This window comes from Castellaniella denitrificans (assembly GCF_042653765.1).
In the GTDB taxonomy this organism is placed as follows: domain Bacteria; phylum Pseudomonadota; class Gammaproteobacteria; order Burkholderiales; family Burkholderiaceae_B; genus Castellaniella; species Castellaniella denitrificans.
Genome location: NZ_JBHSEZ010000028.1, coordinates 535889 through 552465 on the forward strand (window position 1 = coordinate 535889; position 16577 = coordinate 552465).

At 69.0% G+C, this 16577-nt stretch carries 16 protein-coding genes; 6 read left to right on the plus strand and 10 right to left on the minus strand.

Features of this window, described 5'->3' with window-relative positions:
• Positions 1 to 43: 43 nt before the first annotated feature.
• From pdxR to ACFO27_RS14595, 5 genes are all read right to left on the minus strand, one after another.
• A complete protein-coding gene (gene pdxR / locus ACFO27_RS14575) occupies positions 44 to 1552 on the minus strand; it encodes a MocR-like pyridoxine biosynthesis transcription factor PdxR (RefSeq protein WP_376817972.1) in 1509 nt (502 codons plus the stop codon).
• A gap of 12 nt (positions 1553 to 1564) precedes the next feature.
• Positions 1565 to 2395 (minus strand): ABC transporter permease subunit, encoded by an 831-nt coding sequence (locus tag ACFO27_RS14580; protein WP_376817973.1) that lies wholly within the window; start codon positions 2393 to 2395, stop codon positions 1565 to 1567.
• A gap of 34 nt (positions 2396 to 2429) precedes the next feature.
• Entirely contained in the window at positions 2430 to 3245 is an 816-nt protein-coding gene (locus ACFO27_RS14585; protein WP_376818072.1) for a taurine ABC transporter ATP-binding protein, read from the minus strand.
• Positions 3246 to 3353: 108 nt separating this feature from the next.
• Positions 3354 to 4397 (minus strand): taurine ABC transporter substrate-binding protein, encoded by a 1044-nt coding sequence (gene tauA / locus ACFO27_RS14590; RefSeq protein ID WP_376817974.1) that lies wholly within the window; start codon positions 4395 to 4397, stop codon positions 3354 to 3356.
• 302 nt (positions 4398 to 4699) lie between these two features.
• Positions 4700 to 5551 carry a DMT family transporter gene (locus ACFO27_RS14595; RefSeq protein ID WP_376817975.1) on the minus strand — a complete coding sequence of 284 codons (852 nt, stop codon included), beginning with the start codon at positions 5549 to 5551 and terminating at the stop codon, positions 4700 to 4702.
• Positions 5552 to 5748: 197 nt separating this feature from the next.
• Here ACFO27_RS14595 and ACFO27_RS14600 point away from each other — a divergent pair, with 197 nt between their 5' ends.
• The 6 genes from ACFO27_RS14600 to ACFO27_RS14625 all read left to right on the plus strand — a co-directional run bounded on the left by ACFO27_RS14600 (position 5749) and on the right by ACFO27_RS14625 (position 11474).
• The gene (locus ACFO27_RS14600) at positions 5749 to 6819 is read left to right on the plus strand and encodes a YeiH family protein (protein ID WP_376817976.1); all 1071 of its coding nucleotides are present in this window, start codon (positions 5749 to 5751) and stop codon (positions 6817 to 6819) included.
• Between the two features lie 229 nt (positions 6820 to 7048).
• Positions 7049 to 8056, plus strand: coding sequence for an endolytic transglycosylase MltG (gene mltG / locus ACFO27_RS14605; protein WP_376817977.1), 1008 nt, complete (start codon positions 7049 to 7051; stop codon positions 8054 to 8056).
• Between the two features lie 5 nt (positions 8057 to 8061).
• Positions 8062 to 8724: a dTMP kinase gene (gene tmk, locus ACFO27_RS14610; RefSeq protein ID WP_376817978.1), complete on the plus strand. Its 663-nt coding sequence runs from the start codon at positions 8062 to 8064 to the stop codon at positions 8722 to 8724.
• A complete protein-coding gene (holB, locus tag ACFO27_RS14615) occupies positions 8721 to 9734 on the plus strand; it encodes a DNA polymerase III subunit delta' (protein ID WP_376817979.1) in 1014 nt (337 codons plus the stop codon). The genes tmk and holB overlap by 4 nt, the downstream gene beginning before the upstream one ends.
• Positions 9735 to 9745: 11 nt before the next feature.
• A complete protein-coding gene (locus ACFO27_RS14620) occupies positions 9746 to 10528 on the plus strand; it encodes a TatD family hydrolase (protein ID WP_376817980.1) in 783 nt (260 codons plus the stop codon).
• A gap of 58 nt (positions 10529 to 10586) precedes the next feature.
• A complete protein-coding gene (locus tag ACFO27_RS14625; protein ID WP_376817981.1) occupies positions 10587 to 11474 on the plus strand; it encodes an ankyrin repeat domain-containing protein in 888 nt (295 codons plus the stop codon).
• A gap of 93 nt (positions 11475 to 11567) precedes the next feature.
• On the opposite strand, the gene ACFO27_RS14630 is transcribed toward ACFO27_RS14625, so the two are convergent.
• The 5 genes from ACFO27_RS14630 to ACFO27_RS14650 all read right to left on the minus strand — a co-directional run bounded on the left by ACFO27_RS14630 (position 11568) and on the right by ACFO27_RS14650 (position 16480).
• Positions 11568 to 12641 carry a sulfate/molybdate ABC transporter ATP-binding protein gene (locus ACFO27_RS14630; protein WP_376817982.1) on the minus strand — a complete coding sequence of 358 codons (1074 nt, stop codon included), beginning with the start codon at positions 12639 to 12641 and terminating at the stop codon, positions 11568 to 11570.
• Positions 12638 to 13528: a sulfate ABC transporter permease subunit CysW gene (cysW, locus tag ACFO27_RS14635; RefSeq protein WP_376817983.1), complete on the minus strand. Its 891-nt coding sequence runs from the start codon at positions 13526 to 13528 to the stop codon at positions 12638 to 12640. Before cysW ends, ACFO27_RS14630 begins: the two co-directional genes overlap by 4 nt.
• Positions 13529 to 13599: 71 nt before the next feature.
• A complete protein-coding gene (gene cysT, locus ACFO27_RS14640; RefSeq protein WP_376817984.1) occupies positions 13600 to 14463 on the minus strand; it encodes a sulfate ABC transporter permease subunit CysT in 864 nt (287 codons plus the stop codon).
• A gap of 12 nt (positions 14464 to 14475) precedes the next feature.
• On the minus strand, positions 14476 to 15480 hold the full coding sequence (locus ACFO27_RS14645; protein WP_376817985.1) for a sulfate ABC transporter substrate-binding protein: 1005 nt from the start codon (positions 15478 to 15480) through the stop codon (positions 14476 to 14478).
• A 166-nt stretch (positions 15481 to 15646) separates the two neighbouring features.
• Positions 15647 to 16480 (minus strand): RsiV family protein, encoded by an 834-nt coding sequence (locus ACFO27_RS14650; RefSeq protein WP_376817986.1) that lies wholly within the window; start codon positions 16478 to 16480, stop codon positions 15647 to 15649.
• Positions 16481 to 16577: the final 97 nt, after the last annotated feature.

A 16577-nucleotide genomic window follows, 5' to 3' on the forward strand; every position in this document is an offset into this window, starting at 1 on the left:
AGGCGGGCCCGTCGCCGGGCCCGCCTTCTTCGCAGGCCTCTTTCTAGCGTGAAGACTCCGCCACGACCCGGGCCAGCGCCGCGATCCCTTCGGCGATCCTGTCCCGGTGGATGGACGAGAAGCCCAGCCGGATGTGCCGGTGGTCCTGCGACCGGGGATCCTGGTAGAAGACCCGGCCGGGCTCGATCACCACGCCGGCCCGCAAGGCCGCTTGCGCGAGCCGGTCGGTGTCGAGATCGGGCGGCCCCTCCACCCACCAGGACGATCCGCCGTGGATCGGCCTGCCGCCGAACTGCGGCAGATGGGTCCGGACCGCTTCCTGCAGCACCTGGGCCCGTTCGGCATAGACCTGGGACAGCCGGCGCAGCAGCGCATGATAGTGCCCCAGTGAAATGAACAGCGCGAACGCCCGTTGCAGGTAGGCGGGGGGATGGCGGATCATCAGCCGGCGCAGGGCGCGCAATTCGACCATCAGTTCCCGCGGCGCCACGATGTAGCCCAGGCGCAGCCCGGGCGCGAAGCTTTTCGACAGGCTGCCGATGTAGAGCACGCGGCCGTGCTTGTCCAGGCTCTTGAGCGCCGGAGAAGGATGCCCGTCGTAGCGGTTCTCGGTCTCGTAATCGTCCTCGATCAGGATGCTGTCCGTGCGGCTGGCCAGTTCCAGCAGCGCGACCCGCCGCTCCATGGACAGGGTCGCGTTGGTCGGGCACTGATGGCTGGGCGTGACGAAAACATAGTCGCATTCCCTCAGCGCGGGTGAAGGAATCAGACCTTCGTCATCGACCGGCAGGGGAACCAGGCGTTCGGTGCGGTGTGCGAAGATATTGCGCGCGTCCGGATAGCCGGGATCTTCCATGCCGACCACGGTGTGGCCGTGGATCAGCAGGGTGGCCACCAGATAGAGCGCGTGCTGGGCGCCCAGCGTGACCATGACCTCGTTGTCCTCGGCCCAGATGCCGCGCCGGGGCAGCACCTGGTTGCGGATCGCCTCCACCAGGGCGGGGTCGTCGCTCGCGATCAGGTCCGGCGCCCACATGCGGATGTCCAGCACAGACAGCGCCCGCAGGCAGCATTCGCGCCATTCGGCCGTGGGAAACTGCTGGGCGTCGAACTGGGCGTAGCTGAAGGGGTAGGGCAGGCTCTGCCAGTTGGCCGGCTTGACGATGTTGCGCTGGGAGAACGGGTGGAACACCAGCCGCCTGGACCAGTCCACGCCGGTACGCGGCGGCGGTCCCGCGGCCGGCGCGCCCTGCGGGGCGGCCTGCTGGTTGGCCATGCCCTTGGCCACGTAGTGGCCGCTGCGCTCGCGGGATTCCAGATAGCCTTCGACCACCAGTTGCTGATAGGCGAAAACCGTGGTGTTGCGCGCAACCCCCAGGGCCTTGGCCAGTTCCCGGCTGGAAGGCACCGGAGAGCCCGGCGGCAGGTGCCCGCTCAGGATGGCGGACACCAGCATCTTGCGGATGCGGCCCTGAAGGCTGAGGTTGTAATCGTCGACCCGTGCGAACAGGGCCGACCATTGCACGGTGCCGGCGGAGCCGCTTTCTGGCATGGGGGGTGTTCCTTAAATTTTGCCTTTCCAGGGGATCATGATGCGTTCGAGATAGCGCAGCAGCAAGTCGAACGAGAAGGCGAAGAATCCGATCACGATGATACCCATGATCACGGTGTCGCTCGCCAGGTACTGGGCGGCGTTCAGCACCATGAAGCCCAGGCCGCGTGCGGCCGCCACCATTTCGGCGGCCACCAGCGTCGTCCAGCCCACGCCGATGCCGATGCGCATCCCGGTGAATATCTCGGGCAGCGCCGCCTTCAGGATGACGTGGAAGATGATCTGGCGGCTGCTGGCCCCCATGGCATAGGCGGCGTGGATCTGTTCAATGGAAACGGACTTCACCCCGGCGCGGGCGGCGATGGCCATGGGCGCGAAGATCGCGAGGAAGATCAGGAAGACTTTGGGGAACTCGCCGATCCCGAACCAGATGATGACCAGCGGGAGGTAGGCCAGCGGCGGCAGGGGACGGTAGAACTCGATGATGGGGTCGAACAGCCCGCGCATCGTCCGGTTCACGCCCATCAGGATGCCGACCGGGACAGCCGTCACTAATGCCAGCAAGAAGGCGCCCATGACCCGGCCCAGGCTGACCAGGGTATGCTGGGCCAGCGTGGAATTGGCGACGCCTTCGGTCGCGGCTTCGATGAACTTGCCATAAACGGCGCCCGGCGAGGGCAGGAAGATGGGCTTGATCCACCCCATGCCGGTGACGAGGAACCATAGGGCGATCAGCACGATCGCCGTCATGACGCTGATGTGGCCGCTGTAGCCGGCTCCTGGGGCGCCGTAGACTTTGCCGGGCTGCGCCGAGCGGCGCTTCCGCTTGGATACGATCGACATGCTGTGACTCCGATGATGCGGTTTTGAAGAAGCGTCAGACGTTCTGGTGAAACTCGGGCTCGCCGGCGGCCCGCTCGTCGCCGTAGATGATGTCCAGCACGGTTTCCCGCATCTGGATGAAATCGGGACTGGACTTGATGGCCCGCGCGTTCCGGTCCTTCAGGAAGCGCCGGTTGAAGTCGAGCTCGTAGGTGTTGGTGACGCGGCCCGGGCGCGGCGACATCACGATCAGCTTGGTGCCCAGGAACAGGGCCTCCTCCACGCTGTGCGTGATGAAGAAAAGCATCTTGTGGGTGTGCTGCCAGACGTCCAGCAGCAATTCCTGAATGGTCTCGCGCGACAGCGCGTCCAGCGCCGCCATCGGTTCGTCCATGAGCAGCATGGCCGGATCGCAGGTCAGCGCCCGGGCGATCCCGACCCGTTGCTGCATCCCTCCCGACAACTGGTAGATCATGTGCCTGTGGAAGTCCTTCAGGCCCACCAGCTCGAGATTCCTGGCCGCGATTTCGTTACGCTTGTTCTTGGGCACGCCTTGCAGCTTCAGCCCGAATTCCGTGTTGTCGATGACATTGAGCCAGGGAAGCAGGGCGTGTTTCTGGAATACCACGCCCCGGTCGGCGCCGGGGCCGATGACGGGATTGCCCCCGAGCAGGACCTCGCCCTCGGTCGGGGTCAGGAATCCCGCGAGCACGCTGAGCAGCGTGGTCTTGCCGCAGCCGGAGGCCCCCAGGGCGACGACGAAGTCCCCCGGGGCGATTTCGAGATTGACGTTCTTGAGCGCGGTGACCGCGCCGCCCATCATCTGGGAGGGATACGTCACGCTGACATTGCGGATGCTGAGATTGGCCATGGCGGCGGACATGAGAGTCTCCTTCAGATGGGGTGCCGGGCCGCCGGAGCATCATGGGGACGGAGCCCCGGCGGCCGCGCGGACCGGTTCCGGTCCGGGATGTTTCCGTCACTTCGCGGTTTTTGCGGCCTCGTCGGCGAAGCTGGCGGTGACGAAGGGGGTGTAATCGCCCAGGGGCGCATTGATCTGGCGTTGCGCTTTCAGGAACTTCGCGCTGGCCGTCAGGGCCTTGACGGCGCCGCCCTGCGCGCCGCCGCCCAGCCAGACGTCGGACGCCTGTTCCTTCACGTCCGGGAAGAGCAGCAGGTTCATGGCGCTGACGATGTCCGCGGGCGAGCCGCCGATCATCTTCACGATTCCCTTGATCTCGGGCGAATCCGGCGTCAGGGAACCCTTGCGCGCGTCGAAGCCCTGGTAGGACTTGGCCAGGACCTGGGTGAAGGCGGCCATGAACTTGGGATTCTTGGCGGCCCAGGCCTTGTCCACCACGATGCCGTCGAAGGTGGGGACGGTCTTGGCGCCGATTTCCTCGGAATTGGCGATTTCCTTGCCGGTCTTCATGATTTCCGTCAGCGCGGGCGGCCAGACGTAGGCGGCGTCGATGTCGCCGCGCTGCCAGGCGGCCACGATCTGCGGCGGCTGCATGTTCAGGATCTGCACTTCGTTGGCCTTGATGCGCCAGATGTCGTTCAGGGCGAGCAGCAGGTGGAAGTGCGACGTCGACACGAAGGGCACGCCGACTTTCTTGCCCACCAGATCCTTGGGCTTCTCGATGCCGGAGCCATTGCGCGCGATCAGCGCCTCGGACTTGCCGATATTGTCCAGGATCCAGAAAAGCTGCATGTCCACGCCGCGCGTCACGGCGGCCGTGATCCCCGTGGACCCCAACACGCCCACCGGCACGTCGCGCGAGGCGAACGCGCTGGAAATGTCGCCCGCCGAACTGAACTGGCGCCAGTCCACTTCATACCCGGCTTCCTGCAGCGCCTTGTCGAAGCTGCCATCGGCGATGGCGCTGACGAAGGGACCTACGATCTGCTGATAACCGACCACGACCTTGGTCGCGGCGAAGGCGCCGCAGCTCAGGCTCAGGGCCCCCGCGGCAACGCCCAGCACGGTCAGCTTGCGAATGAAGCGAAATGATGGTTTCACGGTCGTCTCCTTGATGGAAGGCGCGTCGGATGCCAGTCCGTGGATCTGTTCCAGCGCGGCACTTGTGCGTCCATGGTGCCCATAGTCCGCCCGGCGAACTAGGTCCAGTTCGTTTCTAACTTTAGAGCCAGAATATTCCGAAATTTGATCCAGATCATGCGGGAGTCGCGTAAACATTGACTGATCGCCCGCAAAGGCCTGGAACCCGGCCGGGGTGATCTAGGGTAAATGCTGATGCCAAGCCGGATTTTTCGCCCCGGTGGCGCCATGCGGGGAGCGAAGCGGCGGCGATGCTCCGCCGGCTATGGGGCCAGGCGCAACACGATCACGCCCAGCACCAGGACGCAGGCGCCCGCGATCCGGGCGGGCGTCAGGCGCTCGCGCAGGAACAGGCCCGAAATCAGGATGCCGAACAGGATGGAAGTCTCGCGCAGCGCGGCGATCACGGCGATGGGCGCCAGGGTCATGGCCCAAAGCGCCACGCCATAGGAAATCACGGTGCCGAACCCGCCCAGTACGGCCGCGCCCCAGTGGTCCCGGAAGTGGCGGGCCAGTTCCCGGGCCCGGCGGGGCAGGGCCAGACCGATCATGACGACGCCCTGCAGCAGGAAGATCCACAGCGTGTAGCTGGCCGGCGCCTGCGAAAGCCGGGCGCCTGTGCCGTCCACCAAGGTATAGCCCGCGATCACGACGGCGTTCAGCAGAGCGAGCCCGACGCCGCCGGACTTGTGCGATCGCGCGCCGCCGGGCAGGCCGATGCACAGGATGCCGGCGCAGATCGTGGCCACGCCCGCGAGCGCGCCCGGACTCGGGTCGTCGTGGAAGAACAGGATGGAAACGAGCGCCACCAGCAACGGCGCGGTCCCCCGCATGACGGGGTAGCTGACGCTCATGTCGGCCACGCGGTAGATGTACGCGACCAGCCGCATGTAGACGACCTGCAGCCCCAGCGAAGCCAGCAGGAAGGGCCAGCTGGCCGGTGCCGGCGGCGGCAGCCAGGGCAGGCCGAGCGCCGCGAGCAGCGTCGCCACCCCCGTGATGCCGATGGCGCTCAGCAGCGTGTCGGAACTGCCCTTGATCAGCGCGTTCCAGGTCGCGTGAAAGAGGGCGGAGGCCAGCACGGCACCATAAATGAAATCGACGCTGAGCGACATGGCGGGAACGAGGCGGCGGAAGAAAGGGCGTGCCGGATAGGATAGCGCGTGAACCGGCGCATGGTCTTGCCGGCTGGATTAGTCCGGGCGCGGTAGTTAAATATTTCTTATTCATTATCTAAAATGATTTGAATTTATTTATTCATAACCCATGCCTAGAATGGCCGTCAGTTTCCACTTGACGACGAGCTTTCAGCATGCTGCCCATTTCCGCCGTTCCACACCCCCTGCCTCCGGCCGCCGGCCGCCCCGCCGCCTCGACCCAGTCCCGAGGCTCGTCGCGCACGCCTTCCCTGTGGCATGGCCTGCTGCTCGCCGCGGGGCTGGGCCTGGCGGCCTGGTGGCTGGGCGCCCGGTTTCCGCTCATCGGCGGCCCCGTGTTCGGCATCCTGCTGGGCATGGCCTGGCGCAACGTGCTGGGCCTGTCGCCGATCTTCACCCCCGGCGTGATCTTCAGCAGCCGCCAGGTGCTGAAATGGTCCATCATCGGCCTGGGCTTTGGCCTGAGCCTCGGCCAGGTCATGAAAACCGGGGCCTCGTCCCTGGCCGTCACCCTGATCACGCTGTCCGTGGCCTTCCTGAGCGCCTGGCTGCTGGGACGCTGGCTGAAGCTGGGTGGCCGCCTGAGCACCCTGATCGGCGTCGGCACCGCGATCTGCGGCGGTTCGGCCATCGCGGCGGTGGCGCCCATCATCAAGCCCGACGACCACGAGACGGCCCTGTCGATCTCGACGATCTTCCTCTTCAACGTCGTCGCGGTCCTGCTGTTTCCGCCCCTGGGCCACTGGATGGGCCTGAGCGACCCCGGCTTCGGCCTGTGGGCCGGGACCGCCATCAACGATACGTCCTCGGTGGTGGCGGCGGGCTACAGCTACAGCACGGCGGCGGGGGACATCGCCACCATCGTCAAGCTGACCCGCGCGACGCTGATCATCCCGATCTGCATCGTCATCGCCTTCTGGACGGCCTGGCGCAACCAGCACTCGGAAACCCGGGTGTCGCTGGCCACCATCTTTCCCTGGTTCATCCTCTGGTTCCTGGCGGCTTCGGCGACGCGCAGCCTGGGCCTGATCCCCGAAGCGCTGCTCGAACCGCTGCACCTGATCTCGCAATTCCTCATCATCATGGCACTGACCGCCATCGGGCTGTCCTCCGACCTGCGCCGCATGGCCCTGGCCGGCATCCGTCCGCTGCTGCTCGGCCTGGGCGTGTGGACGGCCGTATCGCTCAGCAGCCTGGGCGTGCAAATGGCGATGGGCAGCCTCTGAGCCGACATGACATAGCCGCCCCGCCCCCGAAGCGCCGCTCTCCATATGATTGGAGGGGAGGGGCGCTTCGGTCCGCCCGCCGGCCGCCCGTACGGAAAAGTCACAAGCCCTCCGGGCCGCCGTCCGACGTTCCAGTTAAACTGGCGGGCATGAAGAATTACCCCCACGCCGCGCCCTTCGGGCTTGCTGCCTCCAAAGGGGGCGCTTTTCATCTTGGGACGGCCCGGCGATGAAAAAAGCCCTGCGCGCATTCCTCTGGTTGCTGATCCTCGGCCTGACGGCCGCGGCGGTCGCCATCGCGGCGGCGGCCTGGTGGGGCTGGAAGCGCCCCGTGCCTATGCAGGCGCCCGTGGTGGATTATCTGATCGACGCCGGCAGCACGCCGCGCCAGATCGCCCTGGCCATGCGGGACGCGGGCATCGAGATCCAGCCCGAGGCCTTCATCTGGCTGGCCCGCCTGAGCGGCCGCGACAAATGGCTCAAGGCCGGCGCCTACGAGGCCCGCGAAGGCGACACCCCCTGGCTGCTGCTGGAACGCATGGCCAACGGGGACATGACCCAGACGCGCCTGACCTTCCCCGAAGGCTGGACCTTCGCCCAGATCCGGGCGGCGCTGGACGCCGACCCTCAGGTTCGCCACGATACGCTCGGCATGGACGACCAGACCCTGATGCGGCGCCTGGGGCTGGAGGCCGACGCGCCCGAAGGCCTGTTCCATCCCGACACCTACGTGTTCGCGCCGGGCAGTTCCGACCTGGACATCCTGCGCCGCGCCGCCCAGGCCGGCCGCCAGACGCTGGAGCGCGCCTGGGCCGGGCGCGACCGCGACCTGCCGCTGGAGACCCCGTACCAGGCCCTGATCCTGGCCTCCATCGTCGAAAAGGAAACCGGCCACGGCGCCGACCGGGCGCGCATCGCCGGCGTGTTCATCAACCGCCTGCGCGCCGGCATGCCGCTGCAGACCGATCCCACCGTCATCTATGGGCTGGGAGCCGACTACCAGGGCCGCCTGCGCAAGAAGGACCTGGAACGCGACACCCCCTGGAACACCTACACCCGCGCGGGCCTGCCGCCCACGCCCATTGCCAGCCCGGGCAGGGCCGCGCTGGAGGCGGCCCTGCATCCGGAACGACACAAATACCTGTATTTCGTGTCGCGGGGCGACGGCACCAGCGAATTTTCCACCGACCTGGCGGCGCACAACCGCGCCGTCGGCAAATACATCCTCAAGCGATGAGCCCGATGACCCGGAGCGCCTGCTTCATCACGCTCGAAGGCCTGGACGGGGCCGGCAAGAGCACGCACATCCCCTGGATCGAGGACCGGCTGCGCCGGGCCGGGGTGGACCTGCTGTCCACCCGCGAACCCGGCGGCACGCCCCTGGGAGAAACCCTGCGCGAGCTGCTGCTGCACCGGCCGATGGACCTGCGCACCGAGACCCTGCTGATGTTCGCCGCCCGCAACGAGCATTGGCGCACGCGCATCCTGCCGGCGCTGGAGCGCGGCCAGTGGGTGCTGTGCGACCGCTACACCGACGCTTCCTTCGCCTATCAGGGCGGCGGCCGCGCCCTGGGCGCGGAACCGGTCCGCATCCTGGAGGACTGGGTGCAGCAGGGCAGGGGGCCGGACTGCACCCTGCTGTTCGACGTGCCGCTGGAAACCGCCCGCGAGCGCCTGGCGAAGGGCCGCGAGCACGCCGACCGCTTCGAGCGCGAGGACGCCGCCTTCTTCGAGCGCACCCGCCAGGCCTACCATGCCCGGGCGGCGGCCGATCCGGGCCGTTTCCGGGTGATCGACGCCCGCCGGGGCATCGCGGACATCCGCGCCGACCTGGGCGCAATCCTGGACGGGCTGCTGCGCGCGCGCGGCTACGCGCCCGCGCCCGTCATCCCGGATCCGGCATGATGGACTTCCTGCCCTGGCAACAGGCGCCGGCGCGCCGCTGGCTGGCCTCGCGGGAACGCTTCGCCCACGCCTGGCTGATCCACGGCCGGCCCGGCTGCGGCCAGATGGAGTTCGCCCTGGCGGGCGCCGCCAGCCTGCTGTGCGAATCGCCTCGGGACGGCCTGGCCTGCGGCGAATGCCAGGCCTGCCGCTGGGTCCGGGCCGGCAACCACCCGGATCTGCGCCGTATCCGGCCCGACGCCCAGGCCGTGCGCGAAGGCGCGATGGACGTCGCCGAGGACGCCAAGAAGCAGCCCTCGCGCGAGATCCGCATCGAGCAGGTCCGCGGCCTGCTGCCCTGGTTCAACACCGCCACCCACCGGGGAGGCTGGCGCGTCGCCCTGCTGTATCCGGCCGAATCCCTGAACACCATCGCGGCCAACGCCCTGCTGAAGATCCTGGAAGAGCCGCCCGAACACACCGTGTTCCTGCTGTCGGCCCAGGCGCCCGACCGCCTGCTGCCGACGCTGGTGTCGCGCTGCCGGCGCCTGCCCCTGGCGGTGCCGCCCGCCGCCGACTCCCTGGCCTGGCTGCAGGCGCAAGGCGTGAAAGAGGCCGCCGCCCGGCTGGCCGCCGCTGGCGGCGCGCCGATGCTGGCGCTGGAACAGGCAAGGGAAGGGCGGCCCGTGACGCCCGACTGGCTGGAATTGTTCCTGGACCAGGCGAGCGGCGGCGGAGACGGCGCCGCGCTGGCCGACGCGCTGCAGGCCGGCGAGCCGGCCGACTGGGTGGACGGCTTCCAGCGCCTGTGGCTGGACCTGAGCCTGGGCGCGCACGGCCTGCCGCCGCGCTATCATCCCGGACAGGCGGCGCGGATCGCGGCCATCGCCCGTGCGCTGGATCCCGCGGCCCTGGCCCGCGCGGCCGACTGGCTGCGGGAACAGCGGCGCCTGGCGCGGCACGCCCTCAACCCCAAGCTGCTGGCCGACCACGCCGCCCGCTACCTGCTGCAGTCGGTGCGGCCCCGATAGATTCTTCCATCATGTACATCGATTCCCACTGTCACCTGAATTTTCCCGACCTGAGGGCCCAGCTGCCGGACGTGCTGGAGCGCATGCGGACGGCCGGCGTGGGCCATGCCCTGGTCGTCAGCGTCAACCTGCGCGACTGGCCCGGCCTGATGGCGCTGGTGGAGCAACATCCCTTCCTGCGGGCCTCCGTGGGCGTGCATCCGGACAACGATCCCGAGGACGACGACGGCGTCGAGCCGACCCTGGACGACCTGACGAGCCGCGCCGCCCATCCCCGGGTCGTCGCCATCGGCGAGACCGGGCTCGATTACTACCGCCAGGGCGAACCGCTGGAATGGCAGCGCGAACGCTTCCGCACCCACATCCGCGCGGCGCACGAAACCGGGCTGCCGCTGATCATCCACACCCGCGCCGCCGCCGGGGACACTCTGCGCCTGATGCGCGAGGAACGCGCGCCGGCCGGGGTCATGCACTGCTTCACCGAGTCCTGGGAAGTCGCGCAGGCGGCCCTGGACCTGGGGTTCTACATTTCCCTGTCCGGCATCGTGACCTTCAAGAACGCCGCCCAGATCCAGGACGTCGCCCGCAAGGTGCCCCTGGACCGCCTGCTGATCGAGACCGATTCCCCCTACCTGGCGCCAGTGCCGTACCGGGGCAAGCTGAACGATCCATCCCGGGTGATCCACGTGGCCGAAAAGATCGCCGAACTGCGCGGCGTGCCCGTCGCCGCCATCGAGCAGGCGAGCGCCGAGAACTACTGGCGGCTGTTCGACAAGGCCGCCGCGCCCGCCTGAACCCCGGCCCGCCGCCCGGGCCGCCTGTCTTCATCCCAGCCGACGGAGGTCTTCCGCCATGTCCCTGTCCACTCCCGTTCGATCCGGCGTGCGGCGCCGCCTGCCGCACGGCCCGATCCCGGCCCTGGCGCTGGTCCTGGCCCTGGGGGCCGGCCTGCCGCCCGCGGCCTGCGCCCAGCAGGCGCCGACGGCCGACTGGTGGTCGGCCATCCGCCGCGACGACGTGTCCGCCGTCCAGGGCATGCTGCTGCGCTACACCGACCCCAACGCGCTCAACGCCCTGGGCAACCCCGCGTTGACCCAGGCGGTGCGGGACCAGTCCTGGAAGGTGTTCGACGCCCTGCGCGCGGCGCCCGACGTGCGGATCGACGAGCCCAACGCCCGGGACGAGACGGCGCTGATGTACCTGTGCATCCTGGGCCAGACCGACCGGGCCCGGGCGCTCATCGCCGCGGGCGCCCAGGTCAACCGCCTGGGGTGGACGCCGCTGCACTATGCCGCGTCCAAGGCGCAGGTCGATACGGCCCGCATGCTGATCGAGCACGGGGCCATCGTCAATGCGCCCGGTCCGGACGGGACCACGCCGCTGATGATGGCGGCCCTGTCCGGCAAGCCGGAAATCGTCCGCCTGCTGCTGGCGCGAGGCGCCGATCCGACCATGTTCAACGCCGCCCATGAAACCGCGGCGGACTGGGCGCGCAAGCGCAACCACCAGGCCCTGGCCGACGCCCTGGACGATGCCGCCGCCCGCAAGGCGCAGAGCCGGCGGGGCGGAGCCGCCGCTCCGGCCGCGGCCGGAAGGGCGGGGGCCGCGCAGGCGCCCGCGCCCACGGGACCGGCCGCCGCGTCGCCGGCGCCGGACGCCAAGACGGACGCGGGAGACGAATCCTCGTTCTCGCGCTACTTCGACCTGGGCCGCTTCGAAGACACGCCGCAGGGCCGATGAGCCCGGCGGCGCCGGGCGGCGCGCATCCCCGGTCCGGCGGCGCGGCGCCCCCGGCCGGAAGCCCGGGAGCGCCGGTGTCCCGCGGACGAGGCACTAGTTCAGGAACACCCGCGCTTGGCGGAGCCGGGCGATGAAGCGCCGGTGGCCCTGCGCCCGGATCCGATCGAATTCCAGGCTCGGCATCACCACCTCGATGATCTCCTGGGTGTCCTCGCGGCGCAGTTCCAGCTGCGCCAGCGGCCCGAAGGCATGCGCCCGCTGCAGGTTCACCAGCAGGCCGTGTCCGGCGGGCGGCGGTTCCGCCGCCGGCAGCGGCTCGATCTGGATGTCGTGCGGCCGGACATAGGCCGTTCCCGGCGCGTCGGCCGCGCCCTCCAGGCCCGGCATGTCCAGGGCCGCGCCGCCCGTGTGCAGCCGCCCGTCGCGCACCCGGCCGTGGAACAGGTTCACGTGCCCCAGGAAGCCGTAGACGAAAGCGGTCTCGGGCGCATCATAGACCGCCTGCGGCGCGCCTCGCTGCTCGACCCGGCCCTTGTTCATGATGACGATCTCGTCGGCGACTTCCAGGGCCTCTTCCTGGTCGTGCGTGACGAACAGGCTGGTCATGTGCAGCTCGTCGTGCAGGCGGCGCAGCCAGCGCCGCAGTTCCTTGCGGACCTTGGCGTCCAGCGCGCCGAAAGGCTCGTCCAGCAGCAGTACGCGCGGCTCCACCGCCAGGGCGCGGGCCAGGGCGATGCGCTGGCGCTGGCCGCCGGACAGGGCCGCCGGCCGGCGGTCGGCCAGCCAGTCCAGCTGCACCAGCTCCAGCAGCCCCATGACCTTCTCGCGGATCCGGCGCTCGTCCGGCCGCTGCGCGCGCGGCTTGACGCGCAGGCCGAAGGCGACGTTCTCGAACACCGTCATGTGCTTGAAGAGCGCGTAGTGCTGGAACACGAAGCCGACCTGGCGCTGGCGGACGTGCGTATGGGACGCGTCCTGGCCCTCCAGCAGGACCTGTCCCCCGTCCGGATGCTCCAGGCCGGCGATGATGCGCAGCAGCGTGGTCTTGCCGCAGCCCGACGGGCCCAGCAGCGCGGTCAGGCGGCCGTCCGGAAAGGCCAGGGACACGTCGTCCAGCGCCGTGAACGTGCCGAACCGCTTGTGGATGTGGCGGACTTCGATGCTCATGAGGATTGCTCCGATGCGATGCGGGCGGCCTGGGCGCGCAGGTGCCATTCCGCCAGGGATTTCAGGGCCAGCGTCAACAACGCCAGCAGCGCCAGCAGCGAGGCCACCGAGAAGGCGGCCGCGAAGTTGTATTCGTTGTAGAGGATTTCCACGTGCAGCGGCAGGGTGTTGGTCAGGCCGCGGATGTGGCCGGACACCACCGACACCGCGCCGAATTCCCCCATGGCGCGCGCGTTGCACAGGATCACGCCGTAGAACAGCCCCCAGCGGATGTTGGGCAGCGTGACGTGCCAGAAGACGCGCCAGCCCGAGGCGCCCAGCACGATGGCGGCCTCTTCCTCCTCGTAGCCCTGCGACTGCATCAGCGGAATCAGCTCGCGCGCCACGAAGGGCACGGTGACGAAGACCGTGGCCAGCACGATGCCCGGCACGGCGAACAGGATCTGGATGCCGTGCGCCTGCAGCCAGGGGCCGAACCAGCCCTGGGCGCCGAACATCAGCACATAGATCAGGCCGGCGATCACGGGGGATACGGAGAAGGGCAGGTCGATCAGGGTGATGAGCAGGTTCTTGCCCCGGAACTCGAAGCGGGTGACGGCCCAGGCGGCGCAGATCCCGAACACCAGGTTCAGCGGCACCGCGATCCCGGCCGCGATCAGCGTCAGGCGGATGGCCGCCCGGGCGTCGGGCTCGGTGACCGCGGTCACGCAGGCTTCCCAGCCCTTGCCCAGGGCTTCGTGGAAGACCGCCGCCAGCGGAATGAAGAGGAACAGGAACAGGAAGGCGAACGCCGTTCCCATCAGCGCCAGGCGGACGAGCCGGCCTTCGGCGGCCGGCCGCGCGGCGGCGTCGGCCGGGGGAAGGGAATCGAGAACGATGGAGGTCATGGGATCGGAAAGTTCATGCGGGTGGATGCGTGCCTGGATTCATGCGCGCGGGTGCCTGGGGCCTGTTCACGCTAATCGGTCCGGCCGGTCGAGCGCCGCCGCACCCAGGCCTGCAGCAGGTTGATGGCCAGCAGCAGCAGGAAGGAAATCCCCAGCATCACCACGGCGATGGCCGTGGCGCCCGCGTAGTCGTACTGCTCCAGCTTGGTGACGATCAACAGGGGCGCGATTTCCGAGACCATCGGCATGTTGCCGGCGATGAAGATCACCGAACCGTATTCGCCGGCCGCGCGCGCGAAGGCCAGGGCGAAGCCCGTCAGCAGGGCCGGCAGGATCGCGGGGAACACCACGCGGACGAAGACCTGCGCGCGCGAGGCCCCCAGGCTGCTGGCGGCTTCCTCGTATTCAGGGGCCATGTCCTCCAGCACCGGCTGGACGGTGCGCACCACGAAGGGCAGGCCGATGAAGACCAGCGCCACCACCACGCCCAGCGGCTTGAAGGCCACCTGGATCCCCAGCGGCGCCAGCAGTCCCCCAAGCCAGCCGTTGGGCGCGTACAGCGCGGTCAGGGCGATCCCGGCCACGGCCGTGGGCAGGGCGAAGGGCAGGTCCACCAGGGCGTCGACCAGCCGCTTGCCGGGAAACCGGTAGCGCGCCAGGACCCAGGCGACGATGCCGCCGAACACCGCGTTCACGGCGGCCGCCAGCAGCGCGGCGCCGAAGCTCAGGCGGTACGAAGCCAGCACCCGGGGCGCGGTGACCGCCTTCCAGAAGGCCTCCCAGCTCAGGGTCGAGGCCGTCAGGAATGCGGCCGACAGGGGCAGCAGGACCACCAGGCACAGATAGGTCAGCGTCAGGCCCAGGGTCAGGTTGCGGCCGGGCAGGACCCGAGGCGCGGGGGCGGAGGCATGCGGCGCGAGCGTCGTGAAGGACATGGCTCTGCCGCCTTATTGCGCGTTCGGCTGGTAGATCTGGTCGAACACGCCGCCGTCCGCGAAGTGCGTCTTCTGCGCTTCGGTCCAGCTCGGCGCCACGTCGGTGATAGTGAACAGCGACAGCCGGGGGAACTGTTTCGCGTGCCGCTCGGCGACCTCCTTCAGGGTAGGGCGATAGTGGTTCTTCGCCGCGATCTCCTGGCCGGCCTCGGAATACAGGTAGTCCAGGTAGGCCCGGGCCACGTCGCGCGTGCCGCGGGCATCGACGACCTTGTCCACCACCGCCACGGGCGGCTCGGCCAGGATGCTGACCGAGGGCACGACGATGTCCACCTTGCCGGGGCCCAGTTCCTCGATGGCGAGGAAGGCCTCGTTTTCCCAGGCGAGCAGCACGTCGCCGATGCCGCGCTCGACGAAGGTCGTGGTGGAGCCCCGCGCGCCCGAGTCCAGCACCGGCACCTGGCGGTAGAGCTTGCCCACGAACTCGCGCGCCTTGGCTTCGTCGCCGCCAGGCTGGCGCAGGGCATAGCCCCAGGCCGCCAGATAGTTCCAGCGCGCGCCGCCGGAAGTCTTGGGATTGGGGGTGATGACCTGCACGCCCGGCTTGATCAGGTCGCCCCAGTCGTGGATGCCCTTGGGGTTGCCCTTGCGCACCAGGAAGACGATGGTGGAGGTGTAGGGCGAACTGTTCTGGGGCAGCTGCCGCTGCCAGTCCTTGCGGATCGCGCCGCGGTCGGCGATGGCGTCGATGTCCGGCGCCAGCGCCAGGGTCACCACGTCGGCCTGCAGGCCGTCGATCACCGAGCGCGCCTGCTTGCCCGAGCCGCCATGCGACTGGCGGATCGTGACGTGGTCGCCGGTCTTGTCCTGCCAGTACCGGGCGAAGGCCTGGTTGTAGGCCTGGTACAGTTCCCGCGTGGGATCGTAGGACACGTTCAGCAGCGTGACGTCGGCCGCGTGCGCGGCGCTCGCCAGGCCCAGGGCGGCGGCCAGGGGAAGCAGGAATCGGAGTCGCATGGAAAGGAACCTCGTGATGCGGGGGATCGAGGCATCAGGTTAAAGAGTTCCTTCCCGGGACAGAACGAATCGTTTTGTCCAACGATATGAACGCCGCGCATTATGCGGCGCTGCTATATGCGTATGTGCGTATGCGGCCCGGCGGCGCGGGGCCCGCCGGTCCCGGCTAGGACTGCGGCGGCAGGAATTGCGGGCGCAGGATGCCCCGCAGGCGGTCGTAGGGAATCAGCAGTTCCGGCTGCCCCCAGGCATAGGGCGCGATCTCGTAGGGCTGGTACTTGACCAGCACGCCCAGGTCGGTCAGCCCCACGTTGTCGCTGGGGGCGAAGGGCCACATGCGGTTGAAATTGTCCCGGTTGTCGATGGCGTCGGCATGCTGGTCCAGCCAGCGCGCATGCTCGGCGCGCAGCGCCGCGTCGAAGGCGGGGCGGGCGCCCGGCGCGAGCAGGTTGTCGATCGTCAGGGCCTTTTCCGCCGCATTGTCCCAGTTCAGCAGCTGCGAACCGGTCATGCCGTGGGCCATGCCGGTCCGGTACTGACCCGCGTCCAGTTCGACCACGGTCAGGCGTTCGTTGCGATAGCGCGTCCGCGCCGTCAACCGGACCTCGTCGCGCGACCCGGCGGTCTTCCAGTAGTAGGCCTCGAAACCGTCCAGGGTGTCGTAGGGCGCCGCGCTTTGCGCGTCGACCCAGGTCATGGCGGCCAGGGCGTGGTCGACCAGTTCGGTCAGGCGGGGATGTCCCGGGAAGGCCAGGGAATCGACCGTGAGCTTCGGGCATTCGCCCCGGCAGCCCGGACGTTCGCGCGACCATTTCACTGGCTGCGTGAACAGGCCTTCCTGGCTGGTCTGCTGGTCCAATTGGGCCGGCACCAGGCTGAGGTCGTCCCGGGGGCCGCTGGCGCAGCCGGCCAGCGCCAGGACCAGCGCCAGGGCCGCGATCGGCAGGGCGGGGCGGGGAGAGGACGGCGAAGGGATTTCGGACGGCGAGGACATCGGCATGGGCTTCGTGGGCTGGGTGGCGCGCGGCGTTCGGGATCGCCGGCCGGACGGGTTATTCGGAGCGGCGGGATCGTGGATAATGGGGGCTTTCCACCCC

Excerpts from the sequence above, each read along its gene's own strand:
- pdxR (WP_376817972.1), bottom strand. The coding sequence starts at position 1,552 with ATGCCAGAAAGCGGCTCCGCCGGCACCGTGCAATGGTCGGCCCTGTTC.
- ACFO27_RS14580 (WP_376817973.1), bottom strand. The coding sequence starts at position 2,395 with ATGTCGATCGTATCCAAGCGGAAGCGCCGCTCGGCGCAGCCCGGCAAA.
- ACFO27_RS14585 (WP_376818072.1), bottom strand. The coding sequence starts at position 3,245 with ATGGCCAATCTCAGCATCCGCAATGTCAGCGTGACGTATCCCTCCCAG.
- ACFO27_RS14595 (WP_376817975.1), bottom strand. The coding sequence starts at position 5,551 with ATGTCGCTCAGCGTCGATTTCATTTATGGTGCCGTGCTGGCCTCCGCC.
- ACFO27_RS14600 (WP_376817976.1), top strand. The coding sequence starts at position 5,749 with ATGCTGCCCATTTCCGCCGTTCCACACCCCCTGCCTCCGGCCGCCGGC.
- mltG (WP_376817977.1), top strand. The coding sequence starts at position 7,049 with ATGAAAAAAGCCCTGCGCGCATTCCTCTGGTTGCTGATCCTCGGCCTG.
- tmk (WP_376817978.1), top strand. The coding sequence starts at position 8,062 with ATGACCCGGAGCGCCTGCTTCATCACGCTCGAAGGCCTGGACGGGGCC.
- holB (WP_376817979.1), top strand. The coding sequence starts at position 8,721 with ATGATGGACTTCCTGCCCTGGCAACAGGCGCCGGCGCGCCGCTGGCTG.
- ACFO27_RS14620 (WP_376817980.1), top strand. The coding sequence starts at position 9,746 with ATGTACATCGATTCCCACTGTCACCTGAATTTTCCCGACCTGAGGGCC.
- ACFO27_RS14625 (WP_376817981.1), top strand. The coding sequence starts at position 10,587 with ATGTCCCTGTCCACTCCCGTTCGATCCGGCGTGCGGCGCCGCCTGCCG.
- ACFO27_RS14630 (WP_376817982.1), bottom strand. The coding sequence starts at position 12,641 with ATGAGCATCGAAGTCCGCCACATCCACAAGCGGTTCGGCACGTTCACG.
- cysW (WP_376817983.1), bottom strand. The coding sequence starts at position 13,528 with ATGACCTCCATCGTTCTCGATTCCCTTCCCCCGGCCGACGCCGCCGCG.
- cysT (WP_376817984.1), bottom strand. The coding sequence starts at position 14,463 with ATGTCCTTCACGACGCTCGCGCCGCATGCCTCCGCCCCCGCGCCTCGG.
- ACFO27_RS14645 (WP_376817985.1), bottom strand. The coding sequence starts at position 15,480 with ATGCGACTCCGATTCCTGCTTCCCCTGGCCGCCGCCCTGGGCCTGGCG.
- ACFO27_RS14650 (WP_376817986.1), bottom strand. The coding sequence starts at position 16,480 with ATGCCGATGTCCTCGCCGTCCGAAATCCCTTCGCCGTCCTCTCCCCGC.